Genomic DNA, 19,159 nt, shown 5'->3' on the forward strand with positions numbered 1-19,159 from the left:
AACTGTACGTTAGGCGAAGTAAACAACGGAGGTGCTCGAGCATGGACATGAACGCATATTTGTCAATGTTTATCGACGAATCGAATGACCACCTGCAAGCGCTCAACGAAAATTTGCTTAAGCTGGAAAGTGACCCGAACGATATTAGCATCGTTCAAGTAATATTCCGTTCGGCTCACACGCTTAAGGGTATGTCCGCTACGATGGGCTTCGAAGACCTTGCTTCATTGACGCATGAGATGGAGAACGTGCTTGATCTCGTGCGGAACAGCAAGCTTTCGATGGACAGCTTTATTTTCGACACGATGTTCAAAGGATTAGACGCATTGGAAGCGATGGTTCAGGACGTAGTCGGAGGCGGAACAGGCAAAGCGGACGTAAGTGCAATTAATGCGGCGCTGCAATCGATCGTCAAAGGCGATTACAAGAACAAGCCTTCTGAAGCAGCAGTCAGCGCGGGAAGCAGCAATGCTGCACCTGGCGGCGGCTCGGGCAACGCAATGCTGGACATTTTCCAATTCTCGGTGCTGAAGCAATCGATCGAGGCCGGCAATCAAGTTTATTACATAAAAGTAACGCTCCGCGAAAGCTGCGTTCTTAAGGCAGCTCGCGCGTACATGGTGTTCGACGTCCTGGAGAATAACGGGGAAGTCATTAAATCGGAGCCGTCGGTTCAAGAACTGGAGCAGGAGAAGTTCGACCGCTCATTCGTAGTCTTCATGATTTCCGGGACGCAATCGGATGCTCTGAAGACGCAGATCGAAGGCGTATCCGAGATCGAACTTGCCGAGGTTGTACTGCTCGACGAAGAATCGCTCCAACTATATGCGCCATCGGCTGAAACACGCCAGCCTGCTGCACAAGAAGCGAGTGCACCGGCAGCTGCGGCTAACCGAGAGGCTGCGAAGCGGGAAACAGGAGAGGCGAAAGCGCAAGCTTCGGCAGGCGCAGTAGCAGTGAACCGAACGATTCGCGTTGATATCGACCGCCTCGATTCACTCATGAACCTGTTCTCGGAGCTGCTGATTGACCGAGTTCGATTGGAGCAGCTATCGAGTGAAATTAAACGCAATGATCTGAGCGAGACGGTTGAGCATATGGCACGCGTCAGCACGGACTTGCAAGATCTCGTGCTGAAGCTTCGGATGGTGCCGGTTGAATCGGTATTCAACCGATTCCCTCGGATGGTACGCGACATAGCGAAGCAGCTCGATAAAAAAATCGATCTCATCGTAACGGGAGCCGATACCGAACTGGACCGTACGGTCATTGAAGAAATCGGCGATCCGCTCGTTCACTTGCTCCGCAATTCGCTCGATCACGGCGTTGAGATGCCGGCTGATCGGTTGGCTGCAGGCAAGTCGGAAACAGGTACCGTTCATTTGAGAGCTTATCACAGCGGCAACCACGTCTTCATCGAGGTGGAGGATGACGGCAACGGCATCGACGGTGCTAAGGTGAGCCGAATCGCGGTGAAGAACGGCGTATTGACCGAAGAGGAAGCAAAACGTCTGACTGAAGAGCAGATGCAGATGCTTATCTTCGCTCCAGGGTTTAGTACGGCTGATAAAATATCGGATATTTCCGGCAGGGGCGTAGGCCTTGATGTCGTCAAATCCAAAATCACTTCGCTCGGCGGCCATGTGACGATTCGATCCAAGCAGGGACAAGGAACTGTATTCTCGATTCAGCTGCCGCTGACGTTGTCGATCATTTCTGCGATGTTGATCAAGATGGGCGACGAGAAATATGCGATTCCGCTTTCTTCGATCGTGGAGACCGGAATCGTTCAGCGGAATCAGATCGCTACGATTCATGGCAATCAAATGATTGAGTTCCGGGGCAGTGTCATTCCTGTCGTATCGCTTGGCCGTGTACTGAGTGTTCCTGGGTATCGTGAAGAAGATGAAGCAGAGAATGAGATTGTCGTTATTCGCAAAGGCGATAAACTGGCAGCGCTCATCGTCGATTCTTTTATCGGCCAAAGCGAGATCGTACTGAAATCATTAGGCAAATATTTGCCAAGCATTAAGTCCATCTCGGGCGCAACGATTCTCGGCGATGGTCAAGTTGCCCTCATTATAGATCCGAATGCTTTCATTAAATAAGGGAGGGAATACGAATGGCAGAAGATATGAAGGTTATCGTTTTCGCGCTGGGACAAGAGGAATACGGGATTGAAGTAGACAAAGTACGCACGATTGAACGGATTCAACCAATTACACGCGTGCCGAAGGCTCCTGCTTTTATTAAAGGGGTTATCAACCTCCGCGGCGTCGTAATTCCCGTTATCGATTTGAGAGGACGGTTCGGTCTGGAAGAAACGGTAACGACAGAGAATTCGCGTATTATCATCGTAGCAGCTAACGAGCTTGAAGTCGGCTTCATCGTTGACTCGGCGAATGACGTCATCGATATCGATGCAGAATCGATCGACACGCCTCCTGAAGTAGTCGGTGGCATTCAAGCCAAATATTTGCACGGCATCGCGAAGATCGGCGAGAAGAGACTGCTCGTTATGCTGAATCTGTCCGAGGTGCTGAACCGCAAAGAAATAATCCAGCTTGAGCAGCTTGAGGTTTAGTCGTGAACGACTTTAACGGGCTGGGCGCATTTAAGCTGGACGTATTGAAGGAAGTCGGAAATATTGGGGCGGGCAACGCAGCAACTGCGTTGTCCCGTCTGCTAGACAAGCCGGTCGACATGGCTGTTCCGAAAGTGTCGCTGCTCCCATTCGAGGAAATTGCCGAAATCGTAGGTGGCACGGAGCAGATTGTAATTGCCGTATTTCTGCGCGTTGAAGGCGATGCGCCGGGCAATATGTTCTTCATCATCGAAGAGCCATCGGCCAAACGAATGATGCACCGACTGCTATCGATGGCCATTCGCGAGCAGGAAGACTACTCGGAGTTGGAATTGTCCGCATTATGCGAGATCGGAAACATTCTCGCCGGTTCTTATCTTTCGTCGCTCGCTGACTTTACCGGACTGTCGATGATGCCGACGGTTCCATCCGTAGCAATGGATATGGCAGGAGCAATTTTATCTTACGGGTTACTGCAATTCGGGGAAATGGGAGATTCAGCACTCCTGATCGAGACAGCGTTCCTTGAGGGCAGAGATATGTTGGAAGGCCACTTCTTCCTCATTCCGGATCCCGGTTCATTCAATAAAATCTTCCAAGCGCTAGGGGTTACATCCGAATGATGGAGCAGTTAACAGTCAAGGTCGGCATGGCTGACCTGAACATCGCATCGAATGGGGCTTTGATTCGGACAAGCGGACTGGGATCGTGCGTAGGCGTTACACTTTACGACTCGGTTGCAGGAATTGCAGGTATGGCACACGTCATGCTGCCTACTTCAGAGATTGCAAGAGAAGTGAACTTCAATGTTGCCAAATATGCGGACACTGCCATTCCGGCACTCATTCAAGCGATGGAAAATGCGGGCGCTTCAATTACACGTATGGTTGCCAAAATGGCAGGAGGCGCACAGATGTTCGCCTTTGCTGCTCAGAACGATTCGATGCGTATCGGACCTCGCAACGTAGAGTCTTGCAAGTTAGCTTTAGAGCAGGTATCGATTCCTATTCATGCAGAGGATACGGGAGCGAATTTCGGTCGGACGATCGAAATTGACAGCGCGACGGGTAAATTGACAATTCGAAGCGTTCAGTTCGGTATAAAGGAGATTTAATAATGATTGGAACATGGCGGTGGAATGTCGGGTTTGGCGCTGTAGGAGGCATGATGTCGCTATTGTTCTCGATGAGCGGGAACACGTTTGCGGTTAGTTGTTTGAGAGGGATGTACGCTTTTGCCGCATTTTACCTCTTGGCTTTCCTATTCCGGGCTGTGCTTAGAATGGCTATGCCGCAGCCGACTGTTCCATCATTGCGCCATGATGAACATGGGAGCAGTCAAGAAGCCGGCAGCCAGTTCGAGGCTGTAACACCAGACGAATCGGACGAGCTGCACGAGCTGCTCAAATCCGATTCCAACGTTCGTCCAGCAGCAGCAGGTGCAGGTACACAATCGCATCAGTTTCAACCACTCAAGCCGCCTCAACTGGTATCGACGCAGAACAAAGATCCAGAGGAACTAGCCAAAGCAGTACGTCACCTGACAGGAGGGTGAGACGATGATTGAGCCGAAGACGCCTCATTTGTCTAACATCGAGAAATGGCGCAAATGGAAAACCGAAAAGGACATCGAAGCGAAGAAGCAACTCATTGAGCAGTATTTGCCTTTGGTCGACTATGTGAAGAGCCGAATGGCAATCGGATTACCTAAGACCGTTTCGAAGGACGATTTATACAGCAACGGCGTTATGGGACTGATCGATGCAATCGAGAAGTTCGATTATGAGCGCGGTTTGCAATTCGAAACTTATGCTTCATGGCGTATTCGCGGATCCATCATCGATGGACTAAGACAAGGGGACTGGGTTCCAAGGTCGGTACGCGATAAAGCGAAACGGATCGAAGAAGCCTACCAGCTGTTGGAACAAAAATATTTGCGCTCCGTATCGGATGCCGAAATCAGTGCGTATCTAAACGTATCAGAGAATGAATATAACGTGATGCTGCAAGAAATTGCGGTCACGACGATTTGTTCGCTCGAGGACCCGATCCGCGAGGAAGAATCAGAAACAAGGCTCTCCCTGCTAGTTGACGAGAAGGCCAAAAACCCGGATTATAAGGTACATGAGTATTATTTGAAAGAGTCACTCATGAAAGGGATCGAGCGACTGACTCCTAAAGAGAGAACCGTAGTTTCCCTATTTTACTATGAAGAATTGTCTCTAAGCGAGATCGCAGAAGTAATGTCTTTATCGCCATCACGGATTTCACAGCTGCATTCCAAGGCGATTCTGCGGCTTCGCGGAGCTTTAGCTAAAAATAAAGATCAGTTGCTCCAAAATACGTAATTGAGGAGGAGTCGCCTTGAGCGAGGCAGGTCAATTGGAACAACATATTCGCATTCAAATATCTGCGGATAAGCTTTCTGCATTCATTCAATTCAATCGAGCAGATGAATCGTTTACCTGTTCGCCTGAAGCGCTGGAGCAATATATTAAGAACAATGGTGTTGTCTATGGTTTGCAGTATGACGTTATACATAAAGTAGCGAAAGACCCGAAAGCTTACTACTATGATCAGACGCTGATTGCAATAGGGGATCCTGCTCAACAAGGGGAGAACGGTTCGATCCGTCTCGCTCATCGTTTGGAGGACGGGGACATACAGCGCCCTGTTGAAACTGCAGATGGCAAAGTCGACCTGAAAGAAGTTAGCCGAATCAACAATGTCCAGCGCGGTCAGCTTATCGCCGAGCGAATTGCTGCCACAGAAGGCAAAGAAGGCATGAGCGTAACAGGAAGCGTCCTTCCCGGCAAGAACGGGAAGGATGCCCGATTCAAAGTTGGCAAGAACGTCGTTCTTAACAGCGAGCAAACAGCGATGTATGCAGCAATCGACGGGCTGGTTACGAAGACGGATAACGATAAAATCAACGTCTTCCCTGTTTATGAAGTTAACGGTGACGTCGACTATCGTACAGGCAATATCGATTTCGTTGGCACGGTTGTCATTCGCGGCAACGTGTTGACTGGTTTCCGAGTGAAGGCTGCGGGCGATATTCGCGTGATCGGCGGCGTAGAAGGCGCGGAGATGGAATCCGAAGGTTCCATTGAAATAACTGGCGGTGTTATGGCTGGCGACAAAGGTTATATCAAAGCGAATCGAAACATTAAGCTGTCATTCGTGCAAGACGGCATATTGCAAGCCGGGGAGAACATTATCGTCAGCCAAAGCATTATGCATTCCCAGCTTAAAGCCGGGAAATCAGTTATTTGCTCTGGCGCGAAAGGGCTTATCGTCGGCGGTGTTGTACAAGCAGGCGAGCGTGTAGCTGCACGGACTATCGGCAATACGACGTCTACGGCGACGACGATCGAGGTTGGCGTGCTGCCTGAGCTTCGTTCGGAGCTGCAAGAGCTGCGGACTTCTGTACGTCAGTTAGTTGACAGCATAGATAAAACCGAGAAGGCGCTGAGCCTGCTCGATCAGCTTGCATCATCCGGTCAGTTATCGGATGATAAGCTGGCGCTTCGCGTTAAGCTTGGGGCGACGAAGAGGCAGACGAACGAGCAAATCGATATGAAGCGTGAGCGCATTCTCGATATTGAGAAGGCATTGGAGGATTCCGATTCGGCTCGTGTCGATGTCGCGAATGTATGCTACGGCGGATCCAAGATCGTCATCGGCCGATATACGCGATTTGTGAAAGATGCTACCAAGCGCTGTTGTTTCCGACTGCAAGAAGGAGATGTCAGCATCATCTCGATCTAGAGCTGTTAGCTGCGATGGCTGAAGACGCAAGAAGGGAGGGCCTAGCTTGGCCTATCGTCCAATCGATTTTCAGGTATCGATGTCGAATATGCCCGATAAGAGTATTGCTCACAGTCATTCGTTGAATAAGCCGGTTGCGGATCATACGTTTGCAGCCGACAACTTCACGAAGCAGACGGATCAAGCCCGAATTCGCAATGCGGCAGCCGAGAAAGCGGAGAAAGGTTCGATAAGAAGCGGTGAGGAACGTCAGCGGCAAGGCGATGCAAGGCAGCGGGGAAAGCGCCAGTCCGAAGCCGAAGACGGCGCAGAACTCCATTCGAAACAATCGGATCTGCATCCATATAAGGGCAAAAATTTTGATGTATCTCTATAGATAGAAACTGATTAGCAAGTTGCCGCAGTCAACGCTTCGGCAAGAAGCAGGTGAGAAGATGAATATGCAGCCATGGGGATACGTTGCGCTGTTAGGCGCATTTATTGTAGTTATGTCTTGGACGCTCCCGCGTAGAAAGGCCGAGCAGCCTGCTGCGCAGGTGACGAACAACATGGAAATTGCTCTTGAGCAATTTATGGAGAATATGGAGTCGGACAATCGTGAATTGGTGGAGCTCGTGAAACGTGCGCAGACGGACAACGCCGAGCAGCTCGCTATCCGTGAACGCCGAATCATTGATCTAGAGCACCGATGCGCAGAGTTGGAGTCACGTTTAGAGAAAGTAATGGTACAGCCTGTGCTTGGACAGGTGCAGACGGCTGCCCCTCAAGCAGTGGATGCTGCAGTTGTCCAACCACTTGCTGATGCGCAAGAAGTGCCTGTGCCGCGCGATACGATTCGTACGCGCTATCCCGAATTGTTCGAGCTCTATAATGAAGGCAAATCGATTGATGCCGTTGCCCGCAAACTGAATATGAACAAAGGCGAAGTACAGCTCATTATACAGCTGGCGAAGCAGGAGGAGGGCGTACGTGCTTAAAGACCGACGCTTTCTGACAGGACTTGGCGCAGGCATCGTAGCTGGCGCTCTGCTTCTTCAGCTTATGACGATGGGACAGCAGACAGCCGAGCTGCCGGGCGCTGACTCCTCCGATCAACCGATATATACCGAGCAGGAAGTTGAACAGATGATCGAGAAAGCCAAGGCGGAGGCTAAAGCAGAAGCGAATGCTGCAGCTTCGGATACCTCTAAGCAAGCTGAAGAGGAGCAGGTTAAAAGTCCAGAAGAGCCAACAGCTCCTAATCCGCCTGCCAAGCCGGAAGAAGCGACCGAGGCGCAGCAGCCTGAGCAGCCTTCTGCACCGGACGCTGGCTCAGCTTCTGAAGGGAAGGAACAGGCTGCAACTATTAAGCAGGTTGTCATTCGAATTGAGCCAGGCGCTAATCTAACTTCGACAGCGAAGCTTCTAGCGGATAATGGGCTCATCGCTAGTGAAAGCAAGTTTATTTCGAAGATGAAGAATGACAAGAAGCTGGTCCGCGCCGGCTATTTCGCGTTCAAGGGCGAGCCGTCGCTGGATGAAGTTGTCAAAACACTCACGAGTCAGCCGCTTACCTCCAGCGAAGCTAATCGAATAAAGTCGAATTCTTGAATGAAAAAGGGGTCATGTTACTTGCATGACTCCTTTTATTATGCTATATTAATTGTCGGTGTTAAAAACACACGCCAGTTAATTCCTTTAACGGTGCTCACCGGGACGGTGAGTTTTGAAGGAAGATGCGACCGGCGGCGGAACAATTCCAAAACCATTATTAGGAGGTGTAGTGAATATGGCGGTTATTTCCATGAAGCAACTCCTCGAGGCTGGTGTGCACTTCGGTCACCAAACGCGTCGTTGGAACCCAAAAATGGATCGTTATATTTTCACTGAAAGAAACGGCATTTACATCATCGACCTGCAAAAAACGGTCAAAAAAGTTGACGAAGCGTACAACTTCATCAAATCGGTAGCTGCTGAAGGCGGCACGATCTTGTTCGTTGGTACGAAGAAGCAAGCTCAAGATTCGGTTAAAGAAGAAGCAGCACGTTGCGGCAACTTCTACATCAATCAACGCTGGCTCGGCGGCACGCTCACGAACTTCCAAACGATTCAAAAGCGTATCGATCGTCTGAAGCAACTGGAGAAATGGGAAGAAGACGGTACGTTCAACGTACTGCCTAAGAAAGAAGTTATCATTCTCCGCAAAGAGAAAGATCGCCTCGAGAAATTCCTCGGCGGCATCAAAGGCATGAAAGGTCTGCCAAGCGCGCTGTTCGTAATCGACCCGCGTAAAGAGCGTATCGCAGTTGCGGAAGCTCGCAAACTTGGTATCCCAATCGTAGGTATCGTTGATACGAACTGCGATCCGGACGAAATCGACTATGTCATCCCAGGTAATGACGACGCTATCCGCGCTGTTAAGCTTCTTACGGCGAAGATGGCTGACGCAGTTGTTGAAGCTAACCAAGGCGAACAAACAACGGCGTAATCATACTCGGTATACAACAGAAAGGGTGGTCAGAAGGTGTAAAGCCTCCTCACCGCCCTTTTTTTGAAACAAGAGGGAATTTAGAACGAATATCCAGGAGGTAATAGTATGGCAGTTAGTGCGAGTGCAGTTAAAGAATTGCGTGAAAAAACAGGCGCAGGTATGCTCGATTGCAAAAAAGCGTTGGATGAAGCAAACGGTGATATCCAAAAAGCTTCCGAGCTTCTTCGTGAGAAAGGTCTCGCGGCAGCAGCTAACAAAGCTGGCCGTGTAGCTACGGAAGGTGTGGTTGAATCTTACATCCACGCAGGCGGCCGTATCGGCGTTCTCGTTGAGATCAACTGCGAAACGGACTTCGTTGCAAAAACGGATCAATTCCGTGAATTCGCTCGCGACATCGCAATGCAAATCGCAGCTGCAAATCCTAAGTTTGTTCGCCGCGAAGAAGTTGCAGCAGATGAGCTCGAGAAAGAGCGCGAAATTCTGACGGCTCAAGCGCTGAACGAAGGCAAACCTGCTAACATCGTTGCTAAGATGGTTGAAGGCCGCCTTGGCAAATACTATGAAGAGTTCTGCCTGATGGAGCAATCGTTCATCAAAGACCCAGACAAAACGATCTCGACGCTGCTGAACGAGAAAATCAGCACGATCGGTGAAAATATCTCGATCCGCCGCTTTGTTCGTTACGAACTTGGCGAAGGTTTGGAGAAAAAAGTTGACAACTTCGTAGAAGAAGTTATGTCGCAAGCTAAACTGTAAGTAACATTACAGCAGGCGGGGCGGGTGTCTGCCCCGCTTTGTTGTATGCTCGGAATAAGTGTGATTGTGATTGTGTCTTCGCCATTGTTTTGACGAGGTACAAGATGGAGGTAAAAAGGAATGGAACGTCCAGTTTTCAAACGCGTAGTACTTAAAGTGAGCGGCGAAGCACTCGCTGGTCAGAACGGTTACGGTATCGAAGCTAACGTTATTGCGTCGATCGCTGAGCAAGTAAAAGAAGTAGTGGAATTGAATGTCGAGGTTGCTATCGTAGTTGGCGGCGGCAACATCTGGCGCGGTATTGCAGGAACGGCCAAAGGCATCGACCGTGCAACGGCTGACTACATGGGCATGCTTGCAACGGTAATGAACTCGCTGGCATTGCAAGACGCACTGGAACAAATCGGCGTGCCGACTCGTGTACAAACGTCGATCGCGATGCAGCAAATTGCTGAACCTTACATTCGCCGTCGCGCGATTCGCCACCTGGAGAAAGGCCGCGTCGTTATTTTCGCAGCAGGCACGGGTAACCCGTTCTTCTCGACAGATACGACAGCAGCGCTTCGTGCGGCTGAAATCGAAGCCGAGGTTATTCTGATGGCGAAGAACAAAGTAAATGGTGTCTACTCTGCTGATCCGTTCAAAGATGCAACGGCTGAGAAATACGATCAGCTTACGTATATGGAAGTGCTCAACAAAAACCTGGGTGTTATGGATTCGACGGCATCCTCGCTTTGCATGGACAACAACATTCCGCTTATTGTATTCTCGATAACGGAATCCGGCAATATTAAACGTGTTATTCTTGGCGAACGAATCGGTACAATCGTGAAAGGAAGTGTCAACTAGTGCCTCAAGCGATTAAGAAGGATGCAGAGGAACGGATGGATAAGGCGATCGGTGCTCTCAAGCGTGATCTTTCCACGCTGCGCGCAGGACGTGCAACGCCAGCGCTGCTCGATCGTATTCAAGTTGAATACTACGGCGCAATGACGCCAGTGAATCAGTTGGCAAACATCAATACGCCGGATACGCGTACACTTCTTCTTCAACCGTGGGACAAATCGTCAGTTGCGGCAATCGAGAAAGCGATCATGAAGTCCGACCTCGGATTGACGCCTTCCAATGATGGAAGCACGATTCGCTTGTCGATTCCACCGCTTACAGAAGAGCGTCGTACGGAGCTTGTTAAGCTGACGAAGAAGTTCGGTGAGGAAGCGAAGATTGCAATCCGCAACATTCGCCGCGACGCGAACGACGAAATAAAGAAACTCGAGAAATCGACAATCTCCGAAGACGAGTCGCGCCGCCACCAAGATGATATTCAGAAATCGACTGATCGCTTCGTTGCAGAAGTAGAGAAAGTACTGGCTTCTAAAGAGAAAGAGATCATGGAAGTTTAATAGACGATGCTGCCCCTCCGACAGGTGGGGTTTGTTGTATCATTAGGAGGAGTCCCGGATGATCGATCGATTATGGTCCAAATTCGTCAAGCCGTCATCCGATAAGGCAAGTACGCTGACGGTTGAGAATGTGCCGCAACATGTTGCAATTATCATGGACGGCAACGGTCGTTGGGCTAAAAGCCGTGGGCTGCCTCGCATTGCCGGTCACCATACCGGCATGAAGGCAGTAAAGCAAATCACGATGGCAGCGGATCGGTTGGGTGTGAAATACCTAACGCTATACGCGTTTTCGACTGAGAACTGGAAGCGACCGAAAGCAGAGGTTGACTTCCTGATGAAGCTTCCGCAAGAATTCCTAGCTATTGAGCTGGAGGAACTGATCGCTAATAATGTGCAGGTTCGTATGATGGGGTACCGTGAGGCACTGCCTGACTACACGATCGATGCGCTGGAAGAGGCGATTAAACGAACAGCTACAAATACAGGACTTATCCTCAACTTTGCGCTCAATTATGGAAGCCGCAAAGAGATGACGGATGCCGTGAAGCTCATTGCAGAAGCGGTACAGGACGGTAAGTTGTCCCCCGAGCAAATTGATGAATCGACCATGAGTGATCATCTATTCACTAGTGGAATTCCAGATCCAGACCTGCTCATCCGAACAAGTGGTGAGCTCCGATTAAGCAACTTCATGCTGTGGCAGTTGGCATATAGCGAAATGTGGTTTACAGACGTCTACTGGCCTGACTTCTCGGAAAGTCATTTTCACGAGGCGATTGCGGAATATCAACGACGCGCACGCAGGTACGGCGGCTTGTAACGAATAATGGAGTGAACAAGTTGAAACAACGGATCGTGACCGGTGTACTCGCCGGAGCTGTATTTGCCAGCGCTGTCGTCGCCGGGAATTGGGTATATGCAGTATTGATCGTTCTGCTAGCTCTCATCGGATTCCATGAATACGTCAAAATGAACGGCGTCCAATGGTTTCATCCTTCATCGCTTCTCGGTTTTATTGGCGTCTTACTTCTCGTTCTTCCATGGGAGTTAATTGGAACGAAGCAGCCATCCGTAACAACCGTGCTCTGGGTGTTGATGTTCGCGCAATTAGCAATTACCGTTTTATCCAAAAATAAATGGACGCTCGACGGCGCATCCTTGCTGCTGCTCGGTGCATTCTATGTCGGCTATGGCTTTGATGCTATGCTGACAGTCCGTTCGGTTGAACCTCACGGACTGTATTACTCTTGCTTGGCTTTCGGATGCATTTGGGCATCTGATGCCGGCGCTTATTTCGTCGGACGAGCAATAGGAAGAACGAAGCTCTGGCCTTCGATTAGTCCGAACAAGACGGTAGAAGGTGCCGTCGGCGGTGTTGTTCTGGCGCTTATAGTCGGTCTTGTGTTCGCGTTCTGCGCACCGGATTGGGTTAGCATTGGCAAAGCGATTGGCATTGCAGCTGTCTGCGCAGTCGCTGGTCAGATTGGCGATCTCATTCAATCGGCCTACAAGCGAATTCGCGGAATTAAAGACTCGGGATCATTGCTGCCAGGGCATGGCGGTGTGCTCGATCGCTGCGACAGCTGGATCATCGTGTTTCCGCTGCTCGTACTAATGGGGCTGTTCACTGTTTAGAATTTCTAAAGTCCGAGTATTACATTACATAATCGTTTACTGCAGCAAGCCGATACTCGGCACATAGGCGTCTGGAGGATTTCGACATGACGAAGAAAGTAACCGTACTCGGCTCTACCGGCTCAATTGGCACGCAGACGCTGGACGTGATCGCTAATGATCGAGATCAGTACGAAATTGAAGGGCTCGCAGCCGGGAACAATATTGCACTGTTGATCGAACAAGCGAAGAAGTTCCACCCGAAACAAGTATGTGTCGCTTCGCAAGAAGCAGCTAAAGAAGTAAAGCTCCATCTGCCTGCAAGCACGAAGGTATACTATGGAGAACAAGGACTAATCGAAATTGCCGCTGCCGGACAATCCGATATGGTCGTGACGGCCATCGTAGGCAGTCGCGGACTCGGCGCTACGCTTGCAGCGATTCGAGCAGGGAAAGCAGTCGGACTTGCGAATAAGGAAACGCTTGTGACAGCAGGACATTTGGTCATGTCGCTTGCGCAAGAGCGCGGCGTTCCTGTGCTACCGATCGATAGCGAACACTCGGCTATTTTTCAATGTTTGAACGGCGAGAGCCGCAGTTCGGTCAAACGAATTACGTTGACAGCCTCCGGCGGATCATTCCGTGATCGTACACGCGATGAGCTCGCCAATGTGACGGTCGAACAGGCGCTCAAGCATCCGAACTGGTCGATGGGCGCGAAGATTACGATCGATTCGGCAACGATGGCTAACAAGGGGCTTGAAGTAATTGAAGCTCGTTGGCTTTATGACATTGACTATGATGACATCGGCGTTGTCATTCATCCTGAGAGCATCATCCACTCTTATGTGGAATTTGAGGATCACAGCGTGATGGCACAGCTGGGTCTGCCCGATATGCGTGTTCCGATCCAATATGCGCTCACGTATCCTGCTCGCCGTCCGACGCCAACCGGTCGATTGGATTTGGTCAAGCAGGGCACGTTACGCTTCCGCGAGATGGACGAAGAGCGTTATCCAATGATGAAGCTGGCTTATGCGGCAGGCAGGGCTGCCGGTACAGCGACTACTGTGTTCAATGCAGCCAATGAGGTTGCAGTCGCACGTTTTCTGCGTGGTGAAATCGGATTTCTTGATATTGAACGGGTTGTGGAGTCGGTGCTCGAAAAGCACCATACCATTGCAAATCCAGACGAGCAGACGATTGCGGAGACGGATCAATGGGCGAGACAGCAGTCGGAAGTCGTGTAGAGCCTAGCATAGCGGTTCTCTTGTATCGGATAGGAGAATAATGATAAATTAAGAACAAGCCAACCCGGTGCTGCTGGAGTATGTTGGATCAGGAATAGGAGGCTCCTAGCCATGCATATGATACAGGTCGTCTTTCTGACCGTTCTCGTTTTTTTCGTCATCGTGACGATTCATGAGTGGGGTCATTATTATTTCGCTAAGCGGGCCGGTATTCTCGTTCGTGAGTTCGCAATCGGGTTTGGACCCAAATTGTTATCGTTCAAACGCGGTGAAACCAGATATACGCTTCGCCTTATTCCGGCAGGCGGATTCGTTCGAATGGCTGGGGAAGACCCGGAAATCGTCGATGTAGCAGAAGGGCAGACCATTGCTGTCCGGCTAAGCGGCGACACGGTTACTCGTCTATACTTGGATAGGCTCGATGAGCGAAGCCAAGTCATTCGGGGTGAAGTGCAGGCAATCGATATGGAGCGTCGTCTAAGCGTTACGCTTGATGTCGATGGTGTATCGGAAACGTATCGCATTCATCCGCAAGCGCTTCTAATTTCCAAAGGCAAGGAGACCCAGATCGCTCCGATCGATCGTCAGTTCGGCAGCAAGACGATCGGGCAGCGTGCCCTTGCGATTTTTGCAGGACCGTTCATGAACTTTGTACTTGCCTTCGTCTTAATCGGCATTTACATTCAGCTCTCTGGCGTTACGGTGGACAATCCCGATAAGGTTCTTGTCGGTGAGATCGTAGCAGGCAGACCTGCAGCTGATGCAGATTTGAAGGTAGGCGACGAAATTCGATCCGTTAATGGGATGAAGGTTGAGGTAGGCGAGGAAAGCAAACTCATCGATCTCATTGCAGATTCTGCAGGAAAACCGACGAATTGGGAAATTGTTCGAAATGGCGAACTGCGGAAAGTAACGATTACGCCCGAGTACGATAAAGAGGCTAAGGTCGGTAAAGTTGGCGTTGGCTTTGCTTATCCAACAAGAGCCGCAACGTTTGGAGAGACGATTAAACTTTCCGGTCAATATATGAAGTCGATGACGATAGCGATATTCGAGGGCTTCAAGAAGTTGATCTTAGGCGAGTTTAAGCTGGATGATCTTGGCGGACCGGTTCGTACGGCTGAAGTTACGGGTCAGATCGCCGCGCAAGGCATAACGAAGCTGACGAGTTGGGCAGCGCTGCTTAGTTTGTATCTCGGTATTTTCAACCTGCTTCCGATTCCGGCATTGGACGGCAGCCGTCTCATCTTCCTTGGCTTGGAAGCTGTACGCGGCAGGCCGCTCGACCCGAACCGTGAAAGCTTGGTTCACTTTATTGGTTTTGCGATGATCATGCTGCTTATGCTGGTCGTCACTTATAATGATATTTTGCGATTGTTTAGAGGGGAGCACTAAGAGCGTTTATGGCGAAGGAGAAAGGTTTTGTAACCGAAATTACGCCTCAGAGCGAAGATTTTTCCCGTTGGTATATCGATGTCATCAAGAAAGCAGAACTGATGGATTATTCCCCAGTTCGCGGATGCATCGTATTCCGTCCGGAGGGCTATGAGCTGTGGGAGAACATTCAACGTGATCTGGACCGCCGTTTCAAGGAGACGGGCCATCGCAATGCCTATTTCCCGCTGTTTATTCCAGAGAGCTTCTTCCAGAAAGAGAAGGAGCACGTTGAAGGCTTTAATCCGGAGCTACCATGGGTGACGGAAGCGGCAGGCGAGAAGCTCGAAGAGCGTCTGGCTGTTCGCCCAACGTCTGAGACGATGTTCGGCCATATGTATGCCAAATGGATTCAGTCATATCGTGATTTGCCTGTCCTTATTAACCAATGGGCGAACGTTGTTCGTTGGGAGAAGCGCACGCTGCCGTTCTTGCGGACGAGCGAGTTCCTCTGGCAGGAAGGTCATACGGCTCACGAGACTGAGCAGGAAGCACGCGAAGAAACGATGCGTATGCTTCATGTCTACCGTGATTTCGTACAAGATTTCCTTGCGATCCCGGTTATTATGGGTCAGAAGACGCCTTCCGAGAAATTCGCAGGCGCAGTCGATACGTACTCCATTGAAGCGATGATGAAAGACGGCCGTGCGGTACAAGCGGGTACATCCCATTACCTTGGTACGAACTTCGCTGTTGCATTCGATATTAAGTTCCTCGACCGGGAGAATCAACTGCAATTTACGCATACAACGTCTTGGGGCGTCAGCACGCGCCTCATCGGCGCATTGATCATGGTACACGGCGATGACCGCGGTCTCGCATTGCCTCCGAAGGTAGCGCCAACGCAGGCGATTATGATCCCAATCGGACCGCCGAAGACTCGCGATGTCGTAATGCCGCGTGTAGACGAGCTGTTCGCACAGCTCAAACAAGCAGGCGTACGCGTTCGTGTTGACGATCGTTCCGATGTTAGCCCAGGCTGGAAGTTCAACGAATACGAAATGCGCGGTGTACCGCTTCGTATTGAGATCGGCCCACGCGACTGCGAGAATGGACAAGCGGTGCTGGTTAGCCGGATTTCCGGCGAGAAGCGCATTGTGCAGCAAGCGAATCTCGTAGAAGAAGTGGAACGGATGCTCGAAGAGATCCACAACGATATGTTCGAACGCGCGAAGCAGTTCCGTGAGGACAACTTCCGTTCGCTCGATACGCTCGATGAGATGAAAGCGTTCCTCGAAGATAAACGCGGCTTCGTCGAAGCGGGCTGGTGCGGCTCCGCAGCATGCGAGAAGACGGTCAAAGAAGAGACGGGCGCTACGAGCCGGAACATTCCGTTCGAGCCGACGTCCCACAAGTCGACCTGCCTCGTCTGCGGCGAGAAGGCAGAGCACACGGTTGCTTTCGCAAGAGCATACTAATTTTTCTACCCCGCCCAAACCCTCCCCTTCAAAGGGGAGGGCCCCAGGGGACATATCCCCTGGAGCCCTGAAGGACTGGTCTAGGTACGTTTAAGCGTGTGCCCGCTTTGTCCCGTTGGGACAAGCTCTGGGTTAGAGTGGTTTAGTAGGGCTCGATCATCTGCATACTTATTCGAAGTGATGCATCATCCGAGTGGATACTCGCTTTCGTCCCTGCGGGACACGCTTTACTGTAGAGTGAAATGGTAATGATAAGAACACCTCTTAAGTGAACATTGGATAGACACTTGTTGTTAATCCCAATGAAACTATAGAGGTGTTTTTTTGTGCGGAAATCAGTAGGTATTTTGATTAAAACTTTAGAGAAGAGATATTCCAGGCGATCGAGCGTTCGTGTTACATTATTTGTAATATGTGGTGAAGGGTGGGCAGTTGATGAGATGGAGGTGCTGCGTTGGATTGGGAATGGTATTTGCCTTACTTGCGGCAGGATGCAGCGATGATACGAACCAGGATACTGCATCCACATTGGAGTCAAAGGCAGCTACAGCACAGACGGAGGAGCAGAACTCGGGCAAGGTACAAACCATAGAGGATATTGAAGGATGGGAACATCCGACGAAGAACGTTTTTGAACGATACGGGCTTCAACTGATGAAAGTGGAGTTGTCCCATGATCAAACGTATCCAACCTTCTATTTGTCAACAGATCCAAGAAGGCTGCTTACGGATCCTGGTTTTCAATATGAATTGGCCGAGGCGAACGGATATTGGGATTATAAGATCATTTACGACGATCAATTCGTCGAAATATATGCCGACAAAGCGAGTAAGCTCGTGAACAAAATGGTGACTTCAAGCGAAACGATTGATATGTTCTGGCGCGAAGAGAACGGGAATCGCCACAATGACAGCTATACGATTCGTTACGGGAATCGGATCATTTTCTCGGATTTGAACGGCGGCATTTATTTGAACGAGCTGGATGGAAGTCATTTGATTACGTTGTCGGACGACTATGCAGAGAATATGAGCATTCATGCGAACGAATTATTTTATACAAGCAATGCTTCGATCTACCGGTTGAACCTATCGAGTGGCAGACAATCAGTTTTATACGAAGGGAACGATGACGAGCCGATCCAATGGATGGAGTTATCGCACAATCAGCTGTATTGGGTGAATGGTAAGCTGCAGGTGATGGATCTGCAGGGAGGCAATAGGGCGACGCTGTTAAAGGATAGAATCATCCTTTCTCCTCAAATTGTGAATGGCGATTTGTTGTATGCATCACGGGATGTCACGACGGACCGCTTTACGATACAACGTTTTGATTTGGAGTCACGTGAGAAAAGAGTCGTGAAGCAGGGAATTGATGATTTGTATGGGATGCAGCAATACGAGGATGGCATTTACTATTTGACGCGAACTAGATCGCCAGATGACGGCAAATGCACCTGCAGCATTCAACGGATGGAGTTGGACGGGTCGAATAATACGGTTCTTCATTCGTTCACGGACAATGTTCATTCGATGAACGTCGCTGGAGACTGGATTTATTATGTGAGGCGCGATTCTGCTCAATATGAGGTGATTGCTCGGCTAAGCCTTCATAATCATGGCCAAGAGGAACTGCTGCCATCTTCACCGACCTATCGGATGCTGGGGGAGTGGAAGCTAATTGAAGATCCGGATATATTCGATTCGCCAGGTGAACTCAATATCACAGCGAATTGGCTGTACTATTATAATGTTTATGGGCACAACAGTTACTTACAAGCTTTGCGCTTACCGAATTAACCATCGCGCCGCTCGGCATCCTCGAAGGATACCGGGTGGCCGTTAATTTTCAGATTATATTTTCATTTCTTCCGAGTCCCCACACCTGCTCCGTTTCAGGTATAATATAAAGCGATCATCACAAAGTTCGACACAAGCAGTCAAATGTTGCATCGGACAAGTTCAAGGGGCGAAGCCCACGAATTGGATCTACTATAGCAGGTCATAGGGGCTTCACCCCTCAAATCACCTGGGGTTCTAAAGGGGCGAAGCCCCTTAACCCGGTCGAGCAACGACCAAGAGCGTGTCCCGAGGGACGACAAGCGGCTTAATAGCACTTAAGTCGGGTCGAGCGCCGAATACCTATCACCATTCATCAACCGTACCTAGATACAGCTCCAGTAAAGCGTGTCCCGACTAGGGACGGAAGCGAGCGCACGGACCACCGTGCCTAGACCAGTCCTGCGGGATTCCAAAGGGTGCAACCCTTTGGAGCCCTCCCTCTTGGGAGAGGGAGGGTTTGGGTGGGAGTGGAAAGATCGGGTTCCAAAAGAGGCACAGCCCCTAATATTCGGTTCGAAGGGGCGCAGCCCCCTCAACTCTCCCGGGGTTCTAATGGGGCGAAGCCCCTTAACCCGGTCGAGCAACGACCAAGAGCGTGTCCCGCAGGGACGACAA

At 50.3% G+C, this 19,159-nt stretch carries 20 protein-coding genes; all 20 read left to right on the plus strand.

Annotated elements, in window-relative coordinates; translation table 11 throughout:
• Positions 1-41 precede the first annotated feature (41 nt).
• The 20 genes from SBI19_RS18650 (at position 42) to SBI19_RS18745 (ending at position 18,502) form a co-directional block, all read left to right on the plus strand.
• On the plus strand, positions 42-2,108 hold the full coding sequence (locus SBI19_RS18650) for a chemotaxis protein CheA (RefSeq protein WP_317970913.1): 2,067 nt from the start codon (positions 42-44) through the stop codon (positions 2,106-2,108).
• A gap of 14 nt (positions 2,109-2,122) precedes the next feature.
• Positions 2,123-2,584, plus strand: coding sequence for a chemotaxis protein CheW (locus tag SBI19_RS18655; RefSeq protein WP_317970915.1), 462 nt, complete (start codon positions 2,123-2,125; stop codon positions 2,582-2,584).
• Positions 2,585-2,586: 2 nt separating this feature from the next.
• Positions 2,587-3,207 carry a chemotaxis protein CheC gene (locus SBI19_RS18660; RefSeq protein WP_317970917.1) on the plus strand — a complete coding sequence of 207 codons (621 nt, stop codon included), beginning with the start codon at positions 2,587-2,589 and terminating at the stop codon, positions 3,205-3,207.
• Positions 3,204-3,698 carry a chemotaxis protein CheD gene (locus SBI19_RS18665; RefSeq protein ID WP_317970919.1) on the plus strand — a complete coding sequence of 165 codons (495 nt, stop codon included), beginning with the start codon at positions 3,204-3,206 and terminating at the stop codon, positions 3,696-3,698. The genes SBI19_RS18660 and SBI19_RS18665 overlap by 4 nt, the downstream gene beginning before the upstream one ends.
• Before the next feature lie 2 nt (positions 3,699-3,700).
• Positions 3,701-4,138 carry a hypothetical protein gene (locus SBI19_RS18670; RefSeq protein WP_317970921.1) on the plus strand — a complete coding sequence of 146 codons (438 nt, stop codon included), beginning with the start codon at positions 3,701-3,703 and terminating at the stop codon, positions 4,136-4,138.
• A gap of 4 nt (positions 4,139-4,142) precedes the next feature.
• On the plus strand, positions 4,143-4,931 hold the full coding sequence (locus SBI19_RS18675; RefSeq protein ID WP_317970923.1) for a FliA/WhiG family RNA polymerase sigma factor: 789 nt from the start codon (positions 4,143-4,145) through the stop codon (positions 4,929-4,931).
• A 16-nt stretch (positions 4,932-4,947) separates the two neighbouring features.
• On the plus strand, positions 4,948-6,354 hold the full coding sequence (locus SBI19_RS18680) for a flagellar assembly protein A (RefSeq protein ID WP_317970925.1): 1,407 nt from the start codon (positions 4,948-4,950) through the stop codon (positions 6,352-6,354).
• 46 nt (positions 6,355-6,400) lie between these two features.
• A complete protein-coding gene (locus tag SBI19_RS18685; protein ID WP_317970927.1) occupies positions 6,401-6,730 on the plus strand; it encodes a hypothetical protein in 330 nt (109 codons plus the stop codon).
• A gap of 58 nt (positions 6,731-6,788) precedes the next feature.
• Positions 6,789-7,331, plus strand: coding sequence for a DUF6115 domain-containing protein (locus SBI19_RS18690; RefSeq protein ID WP_317970929.1), 543 nt, complete (start codon positions 6,789-6,791; stop codon positions 7,329-7,331).
• A complete protein-coding gene (locus SBI19_RS18695) occupies positions 7,324-7,944 on the plus strand; it encodes a hypothetical protein (protein ID WP_317970931.1) in 621 nt (206 codons plus the stop codon). Before SBI19_RS18690 ends, SBI19_RS18695 begins: the two co-directional genes overlap by 8 nt.
• Positions 7,945-8,122: 178 nt before the next feature.
• Complete coding sequence (gene rpsB, locus SBI19_RS18700; protein WP_110043104.1) at positions 8,123-8,821, plus strand: 30S ribosomal protein S2; 699 nt, start codon at positions 8,123-8,125, stop codon at positions 8,819-8,821.
• A 108-nt stretch (positions 8,822-8,929) separates the two neighbouring features.
• Complete coding sequence (gene tsf, locus SBI19_RS18705) at positions 8,930-9,580, plus strand: translation elongation factor Ts (protein WP_317970934.1); 651 nt, start codon at positions 8,930-8,932, stop codon at positions 9,578-9,580.
• A 120-nt stretch (positions 9,581-9,700) separates the two neighbouring features.
• Complete coding sequence (gene pyrH, locus SBI19_RS18710; RefSeq protein ID WP_317970936.1) at positions 9,701-10,429, plus strand: UMP kinase; 729 nt, start codon at positions 9,701-9,703, stop codon at positions 10,427-10,429.
• Entirely contained in the window at positions 10,429-10,983 is a 555-nt protein-coding gene (gene frr, locus SBI19_RS18715) for a ribosome recycling factor (protein ID WP_317970938.1), read from the plus strand. Before pyrH ends, frr begins: the two co-directional genes overlap by 1 nt.
• A 58-nt stretch (positions 10,984-11,041) precedes the next feature.
• Positions 11,042-11,806 carry an undecaprenyl pyrophosphate synthase gene (locus tag SBI19_RS18720; RefSeq protein WP_317970940.1) on the plus strand — a complete coding sequence of 255 codons (765 nt, stop codon included), beginning with the start codon at positions 11,042-11,044 and terminating at the stop codon, positions 11,804-11,806.
• Positions 11,807-11,826: 20 nt separating this feature from the next.
• Positions 11,827-12,621, plus strand: coding sequence for a phosphatidate cytidylyltransferase (locus tag SBI19_RS18725; protein WP_317970942.1), 795 nt, complete (start codon positions 11,827-11,829; stop codon positions 12,619-12,621).
• Positions 12,622-12,707: 86 nt separating this feature from the next.
• The gene (locus SBI19_RS18730; RefSeq protein WP_317970944.1) at positions 12,708-13,850 is read left to right on the plus strand and encodes a 1-deoxy-D-xylulose-5-phosphate reductoisomerase; all 1,143 of its coding nucleotides are present in this window, start codon (positions 12,708-12,710) and stop codon (positions 13,848-13,850) included.
• Positions 13,851-13,961: 111 nt separating this feature from the next.
• Positions 13,962-15,245, plus strand: a complete 1,284-nt coding sequence (gene rseP / locus SBI19_RS18735; RefSeq protein WP_317970946.1) for an RIP metalloprotease RseP — start codon at positions 13,962-13,964, stop codon at positions 15,243-15,245.
• An 8-nt stretch (positions 15,246-15,253) separates the two neighbouring features.
• A complete protein-coding gene (gene proS, locus SBI19_RS18740; RefSeq protein ID WP_317970948.1) occupies positions 15,254-16,702 on the plus strand; it encodes a proline--tRNA ligase in 1,449 nt (482 codons plus the stop codon).
• Between the two features lie 465 nt (positions 16,703-17,167).
• Positions 17,168-18,502, plus strand: a complete 1,335-nt coding sequence (locus tag SBI19_RS18745) for a DUF5050 domain-containing protein (protein WP_317970959.1) — start codon at positions 17,168-17,170, stop codon at positions 18,500-18,502.
• The last annotated feature ends 657 nt before the right edge of the window (positions 18,503-19,159 follow it).

Origin of the sequence: Paenibacillus sp. CCS19 (genome assembly GCF_033239625.1) — a bacterium.
Lineage (GTDB): Bacteria > Bacillota > Bacilli > Paenibacillales > Paenibacillaceae > Paenibacillus_T.